Genomic DNA, 14,314 nt, shown 5'->3' with positions numbered 1-14,314 from the left:
CTAGTAAGTTGAAGGATCGAACTCGCCTTTGAGTCAGTTTTAATGAAGAAAGTAATTAAAACCGTTGAACCGCGTTAAGGAATGAGCCGAGTGATGTGTCACTAATTTGGGTGGTACCGCGGGAGTTTAAAAATATCTCTCGTCCCTTCTATTAGAATGGGACGGGTTTTTTTATTTTTTAAATATTTTGTTAATTTTACCGTATATAGGATAATCTACTTATTAGAGAACTTACAAAACCCAAAGCTATTCACAAAAAGCGTGAAAAATATAGGCAATTGCGTTATTTGTTTCACATGCAGCTAAGAGCTACACCCACGCGGTTTCACAATAATAGAGGAGGCAATACCATGAGTTTTAATCATCAAGAAATCGAAAAAAAATGGCAGCAACATTGGGCCGACAACAAAACATTTAAAACATTAAATGATGGAGCGAAGCCGAAATTTTATGCATTGGACATGTTCCCGTATCCATCTGGAGCAGGACTGCATGTTGGGCACCCTGAAGGCTATACAGCGACAGATATTTTATCCCGCTTTAAACGTATGCAAGGATATGATGTACTTCATCCAATGGGGTGGGATGCATTTGGTCTTCCAGCAGAGCAATATGCATTAGATACTGGGAATGACCCAGCTGAATTTACTGCCCAAAATATTGCAACATTTAAACGACAAATCCAAGAACTTGGTTTTTCTTATGACTGGGATCGCGAAATCAACACAACAGACCCTGAGTACTATAAATGGACACAATGGATTTTCATTCAACTTTATAAAAAAGGGCTAGCTTATATTGATGAAGTAGCAGTTAACTGGTGTCCAGCACTTGGAACAGTATTAGCAAACGAAGAAGTAATCGATGGGAAATCTGAACGTGGTGGTCACCCAGTAGAGCGTCGTCCAATGAAACAATGGATGCTAAAAATTACGGCGTATGCAGATCGTTTAATTGATGATTTAGAAGAAGTAGATTGGCCAGAATCCATAAAAGAAATGCAACGTAACTGGATCGGTCGTTCTGAAGGGGCAGAAGTAACATTTACTTTAGATGGATCAGATGAATTCTTTAAAGTATTTACAACTCGACCAGATACACTTTTCGGTGCAACGTATTGTGTATTAGCACCAGAACATAAATTAGTTGCACAAATTACAACAGCTGAACAACAGACGGCAGTTGATGCATATCTTGAAAAAGTAAAATTAAAATCTGATTTAGAACGTACAGATTTAGCGAAAGAAAAAACAGGTGTATTTACTGGTGCTTATGCAGTGAATCCAATCAATGGTGAGAAAGTACCTGTATGGATTGCGGACTATGTACTAGCAACTTATGGTACAGGGGCAATTATGGCGGTTCCTGCCCATGATGAGCGTGACTATGAATTCGCGCGTGAATTTGGTTTACCAATTATTCCGGTTCTTGAAGGCGGCGATATCGAAAATGAAGCCTTTACAGGAGATGGTCCACATATTAATTCTGATTTCTTAAACGGTTTAGGAAAAGCAGAAGGAATTACAAAGGCGATTGAATGGTTAGAGGAAAAAGGTGTAGGGGAGAAGAAAATTTCTTACCGTCTACGCGACTGGTTATTCTCGCGTCAACGTTATTGGGGTGAGCCAATTCCAGTTATTCATTGGGAAGATGGTACAATGACGACGGTTCCTGAAGAAGAACTACCATTAGTGTTACCGAAAACATCAAATATCCGTCCTTCTGGTACGGGTGAATCACCACTTGCGAACATTGATGAATGGGTAAATGTAGTGGATTCAGTAACAGGGAAAAAAGGTCGTCGTGAAACAAACACAATGCCACAATGGGCTGGATCAAGTTGGTACTTCCTACGCTATATCGATCCAAACAATAGTGAAGCATTAGCTGATCCGGAACTATTAAAACGTTGGTTACCTGTTGATATTTATATTGGTGGCGCAGAGCATGCCGTACTTCATTTACTATACGCTCGTTTCTGGCATAAAGTACTTTACGATTTAGGTGTTGTTCATACAAAAGAGCCTTTCCAAAAATTATTCAACCAAGGAATGATTTTAGGTGAAGGGAACGAAAAAATGTCCAAATCAAAAGGGAATGTTGTAAACCCAGATGATATCGTGAACAGTCATGGGGCAGATACACTACGCTTATACGAAATGTTTATGGGTCCACTAGACGCTTCTGTTGCATGGTCAACAAACGGTCTTGATGGCGCACGCCGTTTCTTAGATCGCATTTGGCGTCTATTTACAACAGATGAAGGGACACTTAGTGACAAAATTCAACCTAGTGCAGATACAACATTAGAAAAGTCGTATCATCAAACAGTGAAAAAAGTGACAGATGACTATGAGCATCTTCGTTTTAATACAGCAATCTCTCAAATGATGGTATTTATTAATGATTGCTATAAAGCAGAAGTGATTCCAACTAATTTTGCAGAAGGATTTGTAAAATTAATTGCACCGATTGCACCGCACGTGGCTGAAGAACTATGGTCAATACTAGGACATACAGAAACACTTTCTTATGAAGAATGGCCAACTTTCGATGAGGCGAAATTAGTAGATGATGAAATTGAAGTAATTGTACAAGTTAATGGGAAGTTACGTTCAAAAGTAAAAATTGCAAAAGATGCATCGAAAGAAGAACTTGAACAATGTGCGAAAGAAGATGAAAAAGTGAAAGAGTTCATCGAAGGTAAACAAATTGTGAAAGTGATTGCCGTTCCAGGAAAGCTTGTTAATATTGTTGTAAAATAAAATAAAATAACATAACAATAGAAAAAATCGGATGTGAATGTAGTGTTCGCATCCGATTTTTTAGTTGTTTAGGAAATTATAAAATTCCGCCCTGTGGATAACTTTTCCTAGTAAAATAGTATCGAAGGGAGCTGTTGGATATGCAATTTAATCATCGAGGTATTATTAGACGAATACTAAAAGATCATTTTGATGGGTTTTGGAAACTCCACCATAATCTTTTTCCAGCAGCTTACCAGAAAGATATTGAAGAAATCGTGTTAAAGGCGATGCGATGTGGGTCACCTGATTTAGGACATATTCGTTATGAATGTCTAGGGTGTCCAGGTGAGACGAAGCCAGTATTCATCTACTTCTCATGTAAAAGTCGATTCTGTAATAAGTGTGGGAAGAAATATACAGACGAGTGGTCAGAGAAACAACAGGAGCTTGTTTTTAATGTCCCTCATCGCCATATGGTTTTTACGATTCCTGAAGAACTTCGTCAAGTCTTTTTCCAAGACCGAAAAAAACTGAACGAACTAAGTCAGTTAGTTGCCGAAGTTTTTGAGTATTACTTTCAAAGACGTAATAAGAAACTTCAATTAACACCTGGAATTATTACAGTTATCCATACATTTGGACGAGATTTAAAGTTTAATCCCCATATTCATGTGTTGATAACGGAAGGGGCAATGGATTGTCATCGTGAATGGCGTCCATTAGAATACATATCTTATGAATATTTACGCAAATCATGGCAGAAGATTGTCATGGATTCAATGAAGAAATGGTTTCCAGATAACCTAAAAGTAAAGGCACTAATTGATGATTTATATAGACGCTATCCAAAAGGGTTTTATGTAAATGCAGAGAAAAAAATGAAAAATGCGAAAGGAGCGGCGAAATATATTGGTCGCTATTTGGCACGCCCAGCTATAGCCGAGTATCGTATTCTAGGTTATGATCGTGAACATGTGACATTTTGGTATGAAGATCATCAAACAGGAAAAAGAATTGTGAAAAAACAATCGATTTATCGTTTTCTCTATAATCTAATCCAACACATCCCGCCCAAGCATTTTCGTATGGTTGGACGTTTTGGGTTATACAGTAGAAGAAGTTATGAAAAAGCTAGTCAGGCAATGAATCTCTATGAGTTTGTTCGAACAAAACAACTCTCATTATGTCTTCAAAAAATGCCAAAAAGAAAAAAATCCTATCGAGAACGAATGATAGAAGCGTTTGAAAAAGATCCATTTTGGTGTTCCCATTGCCATCGGAAGATGGATTTAGTAGAAGTATGGCATGCCGATCACGGACTCCTGTATCATTATATGCAAGACGCAAAGTCCATCTATAAAACGTAAGGAGAAGATGAAATGTCAAAGAAAAAAAGTGAAGAACTGCAAGAAGACCCACTAGCTTGGTTAGAAAGTGATGATCCATTTGGATTAAATGAACCAATCGAGCTGGTGCCTTTTGTGTGCACGGAATGTAAACAAATTGATGAAGTACCGGCATATATTATCGGAGAATTTATGGTAGATAAAAGACCTGGAGAGCCAGTGATATTAGAGTGCCCGTATTGTAACGGTGAAATGTTTGAAGCGAAAAAGGACCCAAGCGAATAATTATGCTTGGGTCGTACATAAAGACGCGTTAGCGTTTTTGTTCCTTTTTCCTTAATTCCGACTGAAATAATAGTAATATTTTGAAAATATATTGACTAATGATTCCTTTAATATTATTATGTATACCAGATTACTCAGAATTAGGGAAAGATAACAAAATCACGAATTGCCTCAAAACCAGGAGAGAAGTTTGAGGTGATTTTTAGTAATTGGTTTTGAATATTTCGGACGAATGTCAAAAAATTACGAGAAGGTACATATTTGAATTTCGATAAAGGAACTTTTCATTCAAAAAACAGAGTTGACCAATAAGATTTATAAAGTTTATTATAGAACTATTATAGTTTGAAAAAGAGAAATTTCAGCAAGGGGGTTCATAATGGGAAAAGTATATATCGTCGGTGCAGGACCTGGAGATGTTGATTTAATCACGGTAAAAGGATTGAAGTGTATTCAAAAAGCCGATGTTATTTTGTATGATCGCCTTGTGAATAAAGAACTTTTAGAGTATGCAAAACCAAATGCAGAACTAATTTTTGTAGGAAAACTTCCAAAGTTACATGGTGTTATTCAAGAGAGAATTCACCAGTTACTTGTGCAATATGCAAAACAAGGGAAAATCGTTACACGACTTAAAGGTGGAGATCCCTTTGTATTTGGGCGCGGAGGTGAAGAAGCTGAAGTGTGTGCCAATGCTCAAATTCCTTTTGAAGTTGTCCCAGGTATCTCTTCAGGTATTGCTGCACCTGCTTATGCGGGCATACCTGTAACGCATCGTGATTTAGGTTCTAGCTTTGCCATTGTGACAGGTCATATGCGTGAAGGAAAGGAAGATTCGATTCATTGGAAAGGGTTGGCGGAATCAGTTGATACGTTAGCCATCTATATGGGTGTTGGGAATTTAAAATATGTCACAGACCAGCTCATGAAGTATAAACGGAAGCCTGAAACCCCTGTTGCATTGATTCATTGGGGTACGACGATTAACCAAAAAACAATCGTAGGAACATTGGAAACGATTGTTCACATTGCAGCAAAAGAAGAAATTAAAAATCCAAGTATGATCATTGTTGGTGAAGTCGTAAATTTACGTGAAAAAATTGCATGGTTTGAACAAACGCAAAAAATCGAAAGTTTAGTAGAAGAGATTCCTGTTTAGAAGGTAGGTTAGAGAATGCAAGCAGTGTTATATGTTGCCCACGGAAGCCGAGTGAAAGCTGGATTAGAAGAAGCAATCGAGTTTATTAAAACGGTAAAACCGATGATTGATTTGCCAATACAAGAAATTTGCTTTTTAGAACTAGCAGAACCTTCTATTTTACAAGGTGTAACTGCATGTGTGGAAAAAGGTGCAACAAACATCGCCGTTATTCCCATTTTACTACTATCTGCAAATCATGCAAAACAAGACATCCCTTTAGAAATCGAAAAGGCAAAAACGAATTATCCTTTTGTTTCATTTTCCATAGGTAGTCCCCTAGGTATACACGAAAAGCTAATTGATAGTTTACATAAAAGAGTAGTAGAAGCTGATTCTACAATTCAAAGTGAAGATGTAGAAGTTTTATTAATTGGACGTGGTAGCAGTGACAATAGTGTACAACACGATCTTCAACAGATTGCAGACAATTTAAAAATTCAATATCACTATGCAAATGTCAATATATGTTTCTTATATGGTAATGGACCTTCTTTTGATGAAGTATTACAACAATTAACAGTCAATAAAAGCAACAAACAAATTTTTATGATTCCTTACATTTTATTTACAGGATTATTGAAGTTAGGTATTCAAAAAAAAATCGTACAACAAGGTATAGAAAAGGTTGTACTTTGTAATTGTTTGGGATATGACGAAAACGTTCGTGATGTGTTAATTGAAAGAATAAAAGAAACGATAGCTGTGTAGGGGGAGTTTTTTAATATGGATAAAGATAAAAAACAAGAAAATTTTGAGCAGGCCATTGCAAGCTTGAAGGAAATGTTACGAACGATGAATTATGGTTCGATAACATTAATTGTACAAGATAACATCATTGTACAAATGGAAAAAAATGAGAAAATTCGATTGAAATAATTTGGAAAAAAGAGGTGTAAGAAGTGAAGTTAGAAGTTAATAATAGTCCTTTTAATGAACAACAAGTTACGCAGCTAAATGAATTAATTCGTTCATTAACAACACAACAAAAAATATGGTTAACAGGTTATTTAAGTGCCACTTCATTAGAAATTAATGTGGGAACAGTTGAACCAAACCAAAGTTCAGTTGCAGTTGTCCCAGCACAAGCACCAGCTGCAGTTCAAGCAAAAGCAAAAGACATTACCGTTTTATTTGCTTCTCAAACAGGTACTGCTCAAGGGTTAGCAAAAAAGTATGGTGAACAGTTAAAAGAATTAGGTTTTGAAGTAAATGTTTCTTCCATGAGCGACTTTAAAACAAATAACTTAAAAAAGCTTGATCATTTACTTGTCATTGCAAGTACGCATGGTGAAGGAGAGCCACCTGATAATGCGATTTCTTTCTATAATTTCTTACAAGGAAAACGCGCGCCAAAACTAGATCATGTAAACTATTCAGTTCTTTCATTAGGGGACAGCTCATACGAATTTTTCTGTCAAACAGGAAAAGATTTTGATGCACAACTAGAAAAACTAGGAGCAAATCGCATTGTAGACCGTGTCGATTGTGACCTTGACTTTGATGAGCAAGCAACAGCGTGGTTTGAATCCGTTAAAGGGAAATTGCAAGAAGGAGCAGTAGAGCAAACGTTATCTGAAAAAGAGGCAGCTTCTACAGTTTTAGCGATTCCTGCAACAGAATATTCACGTAATAACCCATTCCATGCAGAAGTGTTAGAGAAAATTAACTTAAATGGTGAAGGGTCAAATAAAGAAACAATTCACTTAGAATTATCGCTTGAAGAATCAGGATTAACGTATGAGCCAGGGGATAGTTTAGCAATCTTGCCTACGAATAACGAAAACTTAGTCAATTCATTAATCCAAGCATTAAGTTTTGATGCAAATAAATCCGTTACTGTTGGAGAAAATGTTGTCTCACTTCAGGAAGCATTAACAAATGTACTTGATATTACAACGTTATCAAAACCAGTATTAGAAAAAATTTCAGAATTTACAGCAAACAATGAACTGCAAGAGTTATTACAAAATCGTGATGAATTAAAACAATATATTTATGGTCGTGATTTATTAGATGTAGTGGAAAAATTCGGTCCATTTACGTGGGATGAACAAAGCTTTGTAACTACTTTACGTAAATTACCTAGCCGTCAATATTCGATTTCTAGCTCTCAAGCAGCATATCCAGAAGAAGTACACGTAACAATCGGTGCTGTACGCTATGAAGTTGACGGTAGACAGCGTTTAGGTGTTTGTTCGACTGAAATCGCAGACCGTATCGAAGTTGGCGATAAAGTACGCGTCTATGTGCAACAGAGTCCAAACTTTAAATTACCATCGGATGAAACGCCAATTATTATGATTGGCCCAGGTACAGGAATTGCACCATTCCGTTCATTTATCCAAGAACGTGAAGAACGTGGGGCACAAGGGAAGTCTTGGTTATTCTTTGGCGACCAACATTTCGTTACAGATTTCCTTTACCAAACAGAATGGCAACGTTGGTTAAAAGATGGCGTATTAACAAAATTAAATGTAGCTTTCTCAAGAGACCAAGAAGAAAAAGTATACGTTCAACACAAAATCGAGCAACATGCCCAAGAAGTGTATGAATGGCTACAACAAGGTGCTGTTGTGTACGTTTGTGGCGATAAAGATCATATGGCAAAAGATGTACACGAAACGTTGATCAATGTCATTGCGAAACAAGGGAATAAGTCAAAAGAAGAAGCAGAAGAATATTTAACAGAACTAAAAGCGCAGAAACGTTATCAACGAGACGTATACTAAGGGGGACGTAAACATGGTAGAAAAAATTGTATTACCACCTCAAGAAGGTAAACCTAGTGATGTGGAAGAAATCAAAATCGAAAGTAATTACTTACGAGGTTCTTTAGTAGAATCAATGGCGGATGAAACAAGTGCGGGTATTAGTGATTGGGATAACCGATTAATGAAATTCCACGGTAGTTATTTACAGGACGATCGTGACCAACGTCTAGAACGTGAACGTAAAAAGCTAGAGCCAGCGTATCAGTTTATGGTGCGTGTTCGTATGCCAGGTGGCGTTTCAACTCCACAACAATGGTTAAAATTAGATGAAATTTCTGAAAAATACGGCAACAAAACAATTAAATTGACTACTCGTCAAACAATTCAATTCCACGGTATTTTAAAATGGAATATGAAAAAACAAATGCAAGAACTAAATAGTGTGTTGTTCGACACGTATGCTGCTTGTGGTGACGTGAATCGTAATGTTATGAGTAATTCTAACCCACATCAGTCACAATTACATCAAGAAACGTTTGAACTAGCAGCAAAAATCAGTGAGCACCTATTACCGCGTTCAAATGCCTATTATGAAATTTGGTTAGATAAAGAAAAAGTGGTAGATACACAAGAAGAGCAAGAACCAATTTATGGTGAGTTATATTTGCCGCGAAAATTTAAGATCGGTATTGCAGTCCCACCAACAAACGATGTCGACGTGTTCTCTCAAGATATCGGATTAATTGCCGTTGTAGAAAATGACGAGTTGATCGGCTTTAACGTGGCAATTGGCGGTGGTATGGGTATGACACATGGTGATACGGCTACATATCCACAATTAGGTCGATTAATTGGATATGTACCAAAAGATGATATCGTCAATGTATGCGAAAAAATTATGACAGTTCAAAGAGATTATGGAAATCGTTCTGTTCGTAAATATGCTCGTTTCAAATATACAGTCGATCGTTTAGGATTAGACAATGTCAAAAAAGAAATTGAAAAGCGTTTAGGCTATGAATTTGAAGAAGTAAGACCATATTCTTTTGACCATACAGGTGACCGTTATGGATGGGTAGAAGGGGAGAATGGAAAATACCACTTCACTTTATTTATTCAAAATGGTCGTATTAAAGACATTGAAGGTTATCCTTTAAAAACTGCTCTACGCGAAATTGCCCTTATTCATAAAGGGGAGTTCCGTATGACAGGAAACCAAAATATGATTATTGCGAATGTGGCACCTCGAGCGAAAAAGAAAATTGAAGAACTGATTGAAAAATATAATTTAACAGATGGTAAAAATTATTCAGCTCTTCGTCGAAATTCAATGGCTTGTGTAGCTTTACCTACATGTGGGTTAGCAATGGCAGAATCAGAACGTTACTTACCTTCTTTAATTACGAAACTTGAAACAATTTTAGAGGAAAACGGACTTCAAGAGCAAGACATTACAATTCGTATGACAGGTTGTCCGAATGGCTGTGCCCGCGCAGCAATGGGTGAGATTGGCTTTATCGGAAAAGGCCCAGGGAAATATAACATGTACTTAGGTGCAAGTCATGAAGGATCTCGTTTAAATAAAATTTATAAAGAAAATATTGGGGAAGAAGAGATTTTAGCATCGCTTCAGCCAATATTTGAGCGTTATGCAAAAGAACGTCTAGACGGAGAATACTTCGGTGATTTCGTTACTCGTGTTGGAATTGTAGAAGCGGTAACAGACGGTCGTGATTTTCATAATAAAGTAACAGTATAAGAGGTTTGAAAAAAGGTTGCGATTTTTGCAACCTTTTTTGTTTTTGGGTGAGTTCGCAAAAAGTGGCTCTTAAAAATTTTCTTTGTTACTATATACTAACGAAATGCTGAACAAGTATCGTTTAGTGAGAGGACTATGCACACAAGCCGCAAAGTCACGTTGTACGTGTCTTTACGACTTGTCTTAGTGCTTTGTGAAAGGTCCTCTCACATCTAGTAAGGACTACTAAATCTTATGTATTTTTTTCGCGGCTTACAGTTGTAGGCCGCGCTTCATAATTAAGGTTATACATTTTTCTTTTAGGATAGTCCCAATATGAAAATTTATATGGACCCTGCACTCATACCAGCAATTCTGCCGGTAACTAGGGCGCTTGTGATGTTGTAGCCTCCTGTATAGCCGTGTATATCTAATATTTCGCCACAGAAAAATAGACCTTGTTTCTTTTTAGATGCCATTGTTTTCGGCTCGATTTCTTTTACCGATACACCACCACCTGTGACAAACGCTTTGTCTAATGGTAATGTGCCATGGACATCCATTGTAAAGGAAACGAGTTCATGGGCAAGTGTGCGTAATTTATCTTGTGAAAGTTCTGCGAAAGTCAAAGATGGATCGATATTCGTACGTTCCATTAAAAATAATAACCATCGTTCAGGAGCGAGCCCTTTCCAGACATTTTTTACTGACTTTTTCGGTTCTTCCTTTGCTAATTTCGTTATATATTGTAAGCACGTTTCTTCGTTGTATTCTGTTAACGTTTGGATGCGAAGCTGGACAGGTGCTCCGCCATTTTTTTTACGTTCCTTCACAATAAACTGACTACAACGTAAAATAGCAGGGCCACTTAAGCCAAAGTGGGTAAAGAGCATGTCCATTTGATGCGTAACGATCGATTTTCCTTTTTTGTTTAGAACAGAAACTGCCACATCTCGCAATGCTAAACCTTGTAATTCTCGAGATTGAATAAAGGACTCTTTTGAAGTGACAGGTACTTCTGTTGGGTAGAGCTCTGTCACGGTATGGCCAGCACGTTCTGCCCAAGGATACCCATCTCCGGTAGAGCCTGTTTGAGGGACTGCTTTTCCTCCGACAGCAACGATAACACGATTGGATAAAATTTCTGTTCCATCCGATAGACGGACACCTAACACTTTATCATCATTCATTAATAATTTGCTCACTGTTGTATGTAGTCGAATTTCTACTTGGAGCCTTTTTAATTCCTTTATTAGCGCATCTACAACGTCTTGTGCGCGGTTTGAGACAGGAAACATACGACCATGATCTTCTTCCTTCAACGTCACTCCAAGACCTTCAAAAAATTCTATGATATTTTCGTTGTTATAGACAGTAAACGGACTATAAAGAAAACGACCATTACCTGGGATATGTTTGATGATTTCATCAACAGATAGCCGGTTTGTAACGTTGCATCGTCCGCCACCAGATATCGCTAATTTTTTCCCAAGTTTATTTCCTTTTTCAATTAATAGTACTTTCTTATTTTGTTCAGCAGCAGCAATCGCGGCCATTAGACCTGATGGACCTCCGCCAATTACAATTACATCAACCATTTTTATTCTCACTTTCTGTACACGAGTTAAGTTCATTTGGAAAATCTTAAAATCATTCAATAAATTGTTATGTTGTACACCATATTATACATAAATATGAAGAAATTATTTGAGTAAATCGACTTTCACATGTAAACTAACATGTAGATTGTTTTTTGCAACTTTTTTATAGGAAGTTCGTCACTAGTTTGTTGACAAGCTTTTCGTTTCATTGCATGCGTTAAATCTTTTTTGGGGCAAAAGAAGCAAATTTAACGAATGTTTATACATACAACTTTTTACTTCGCAATTTCATAAAGATTGGAATGTTTTTATGTCTTCATTAATGAAAGGAACTGCGATCTTAACAATTGGATTGTTTTTATCGAAAGTTCTAGGGTTAATTTATATTTTCCCATTTTATTCAATTGTGGGAAAAGAAAATATCCCTTTATACTCCTATGCTTACATTCCCTATAGTATCATGTTGTCGATTGCGATATCAGGGTTACCGTTAGCAGTGTCAAAATTTGTGTCAAAGTATAACGCAATAGGAGACTATGAGGCGGGGCGACGACTTTTTAAATCGGGCGTTCTAGTTATGAGCATAACGGGCCTTCTTTCTTTCATCCTATTAAATCTATTAGCAACCCCTATAGCCAATATTGTTATTAAAGATGAAGAGCAAATGTTTACAGTTGAACAAATTGCTTCGGTTATTCGTTGGGTTAGCTTTGCATTGCTTGCTGTTCCTATTATGAGCTTAATAAGAGGTTTCTTTCAAGGCTACAATCATTACATGCCTACATCCGTCTCTCAATTAGTAGAACAAATCGTTCGCATTATGGTGTTACTTGGGGGATCATTTGTTGTTGTTGTATTATTCAAAGGTACACCAGAAACGGCCATTAAGTTTTCGGTGTTTGCAGCTTTCGTTGGTGCGATTGGAGGTTTATTCATTCTTTACTACTACTGGAAAAGGTTAAAGCCAGAATTGAATGAATTTCTTCAAACATCTGTACCTTCAGAAGAACTATCGTATAAAAATATTTACAGAGAAATTTTACAATATTCAATCCCAATTGTTTTTGTTGGGTTAGCGAATCCATTATTTCAATTAGTAGATATGCTTACGTTTAATAGTGCAATGAACTCAATTGGCTTAGCAAAAGTAACCGATCTGTATTTAAATATGTTGAATTTTTTAACCCATAAAATTGTGATCATACCAGTGATGTTAGCTACTGGCTTTTCAATGGCATTAATTCCGACGATTACAAATTACTATACGTTAGGAGAATTTAATGCTTTAAGAGCCGCAATGAATAAAACGTACCAAGTACTGTTGTTTATTACAATACCGGCTAGTATCGGGATCACGATATTAGCTACTGATATTTACCATGTACTTTATGAACAAGACGAGATGGGTGCCATGGTGCTTGCGCATTATGCACCAGTTGCTATTTTATTTGCTCTATTTTCTGTGACAGCGGCTATTTTACAAGGGATCGATTATCAGAAATGGATTATTTTTAGCTTACTAACAGGGATATTAGTGAAGCTTGTATTAAATCAACCACTCATCAAATTAATGGAAGTGGACGGGGCTATTTTAGCAACTACAATTGGTTATTTAGTTACAATCGTAATCAATATTGCTGTCATTCACCGTGTCCTACAATATCGTTCAAAATTGGTGTATAGAAGAGTGATATTAATCTGTATATTAACGTTGATTATGGCCATTGCTGTATTCCTTACAAATAAAGGCTTGTATCTTATTGCCGAACCATCAAATAAACTGATTGCGGCGCTCTATTTATTACTTTGTATGGGCGTAGGGGCAGCTGTCTATGGATATTTATCTTTCCGATTAGGTTTAGCACAAAAGTTATTGGGTGAAAAATTAACGAAACTAGCGAATAAATTTGGTTTTAAATAGGGCGGTGTAACTTTGCGTTTAGATAAATTATTGTCAAATATGGGATTTGGATCTCGAAAAGAAGTAAAGCAATTATTAAAGCAAAAAGCAGTAACGATTGATGGAGAAGTTGTTAAAGATGCGAGTATTCATGTAAACCCGGATGTGCAGCATGTTAGTGTGTACGGTGAGCATGTACAATACACAGAGTTTATTTATTTAATGATGAATAAACCACCAGGCGTCATCTCAGCCACTGAGGACAATTATGATAAAACGGTCATTGATCTGTTGGACCCACTCGCGCAGCACTTTAAACCATTCCCAGTAGGACGTCTAGATAAAGATACAGAAGGCTTGTTATTAATTACAAACGATGGTCAATTAGCACATAATTTACTTTCACCGAAAAAACATGTGCCTAAAACGTATTATGCAACGATTGATGGAGTTGTTACAGAGGAAGACGTTCAGGCGTTTAAACAAGGTGTCGAACTTGACGATGGGTACGTCACAAAACCTGGACATCTTGTCATATTAAATTCAGGGAATCAATCTGAAATTGAATTAACGATTCAGGAAGGTAAATTTCATCAAGTGAAGCGAATGTTTGAATCGGTAGGGAAAAAAGTAACGTATTTAAAACGACGATCGATGGGGAATTTACACCTTGATGAAACGTTAGAACTTGGGGATTATCGAGAGTTGACAGAAGAGGAACTTCAATCACTTATGAATAACCTATAATAAAAGAAGGCGTTCTAATAACTCATTTATTAGAGCGT

Annotated in this window: 11 protein-coding genes and 1 other annotated feature (1 of these 12 running past the window's edge); of the genes, 10 read left to right on the top strand and 1 reads right to left on the bottom strand. The window is 36.8% G+C overall.

Features of this window, described 5'->3' with window-relative positions; translation table 11 throughout:
• Positions 1 to 150 (top strand) — a binding site (T-box leader); it begins 64 nt to the left of the window's first position.
• 200 nt (positions 151 to 350) lie between these two features.
• The 8 genes from leuS to cysI all read left to right on the top strand — a co-directional run bounded on the left by leuS (position 351) and on the right by cysI (position 10,049).
• The gene (leuS, locus tag EK386_RS02625; protein ID WP_126657456.1) at positions 351 to 2,765 is read left to right on the top strand and encodes a leucine--tRNA ligase; all 2,415 of its coding nucleotides are present in this window, start codon (positions 351 to 353) and stop codon (positions 2,763 to 2,765) included.
• Positions 2,766 to 2,905: 140 nt separating this feature from the next.
• Positions 2,906 to 4,114, top strand: a complete 1,209-nt coding sequence (locus tag EK386_RS02620) for an IS91 family transposase (RefSeq protein ID WP_126657297.1) — start codon at positions 2,906 to 2,908, stop codon at positions 4,112 to 4,114.
• A gap of 12 nt (positions 4,115 to 4,126) precedes the next feature.
• Positions 4,127 to 4,378 (top strand): hypothetical protein, encoded by a 252-nt coding sequence (locus EK386_RS02615; protein ID WP_126657296.1) that lies wholly within the window; start codon positions 4,127 to 4,129, stop codon positions 4,376 to 4,378.
• A gap of 379 nt (positions 4,379 to 4,757) precedes the next feature.
• On the top strand, positions 4,758 to 5,537 hold the full coding sequence (cobA, locus tag EK386_RS02610) for a uroporphyrinogen-III C-methyltransferase (RefSeq protein ID WP_126657455.1): 780 nt from the start codon (positions 4,758 to 4,760) through the stop codon (positions 5,535 to 5,537).
• A 15-nt stretch (positions 5,538 to 5,552) separates the two neighbouring features.
• Positions 5,553 to 6,287, top strand: a complete 735-nt coding sequence (locus tag EK386_RS02605) for a sirohydrochlorin chelatase (RefSeq protein ID WP_126657454.1) — start codon at positions 5,553 to 5,555, stop codon at positions 6,285 to 6,287.
• 15 nt (positions 6,288 to 6,302) lie between these two features.
• Positions 6,303 to 6,455, top strand: coding sequence for a YezD family protein (locus EK386_RS02600; protein ID WP_126657453.1), 153 nt, complete (start codon positions 6,303 to 6,305; stop codon positions 6,453 to 6,455).
• A 23-nt stretch (positions 6,456 to 6,478) separates the two neighbouring features.
• On the top strand, positions 6,479 to 8,308 hold the full coding sequence (locus tag EK386_RS02595; RefSeq protein ID WP_126657452.1) for an assimilatory sulfite reductase (NADPH) flavoprotein subunit: 1,830 nt from the start codon (positions 6,479 to 6,481) through the stop codon (positions 8,306 to 8,308).
• Positions 8,309 to 8,321: 13 nt separating this feature from the next.
• Entirely contained in the window at positions 8,322 to 10,049 is a 1,728-nt protein-coding gene (cysI, locus tag EK386_RS02590; RefSeq protein WP_126657451.1) for an assimilatory sulfite reductase (NADPH) hemoprotein subunit, read from the top strand.
• Between the two features lie 323 nt (positions 10,050 to 10,372).
• Here the strand turns inward: cysI and EK386_RS02585 are convergent, their stop codons facing one another.
• Positions 10,373 to 11,626, bottom strand: coding sequence for a BaiN/RdsA family NAD(P)/FAD-dependent oxidoreductase (locus EK386_RS02585; RefSeq protein WP_126657450.1), 1,254 nt, complete (start codon positions 11,624 to 11,626; stop codon positions 10,373 to 10,375).
• Positions 11,627 to 11,939: 313 nt separating this feature from the next.
• Between EK386_RS02585 and EK386_RS02580 the strand changes: the two genes are divergently transcribed.
• Together EK386_RS02580 and EK386_RS02575 are read left to right on the top strand one after the other, a co-directional pair.
• On the top strand, positions 11,940 to 13,550 hold the full coding sequence (locus EK386_RS02580; RefSeq protein WP_126657449.1) for a putative polysaccharide biosynthesis protein: 1,611 nt from the start codon (positions 11,940 to 11,942) through the stop codon (positions 13,548 to 13,550).
• A 12-nt stretch (positions 13,551 to 13,562) separates the two neighbouring features.
• Positions 13,563 to 14,276 (top strand): pseudouridine synthase, encoded by a 714-nt coding sequence (locus EK386_RS02575; protein WP_126657448.1) that lies wholly within the window; start codon positions 13,563 to 13,565, stop codon positions 14,274 to 14,276.
• Positions 14,277 to 14,314: the final 38 nt, after the last annotated feature.

The organism is Lysinibacillus antri (assembly GCF_003977595.1).
Classification (GTDB): domain Bacteria; phylum Bacillota; class Bacilli; order Bacillales_A; family Planococcaceae; genus Ureibacillus; species Ureibacillus antri.
The sequence above is the reverse complement of the archived record's forward strand: the minus strand, read 5'-3'. Positions and strand labels throughout refer to the sequence as shown.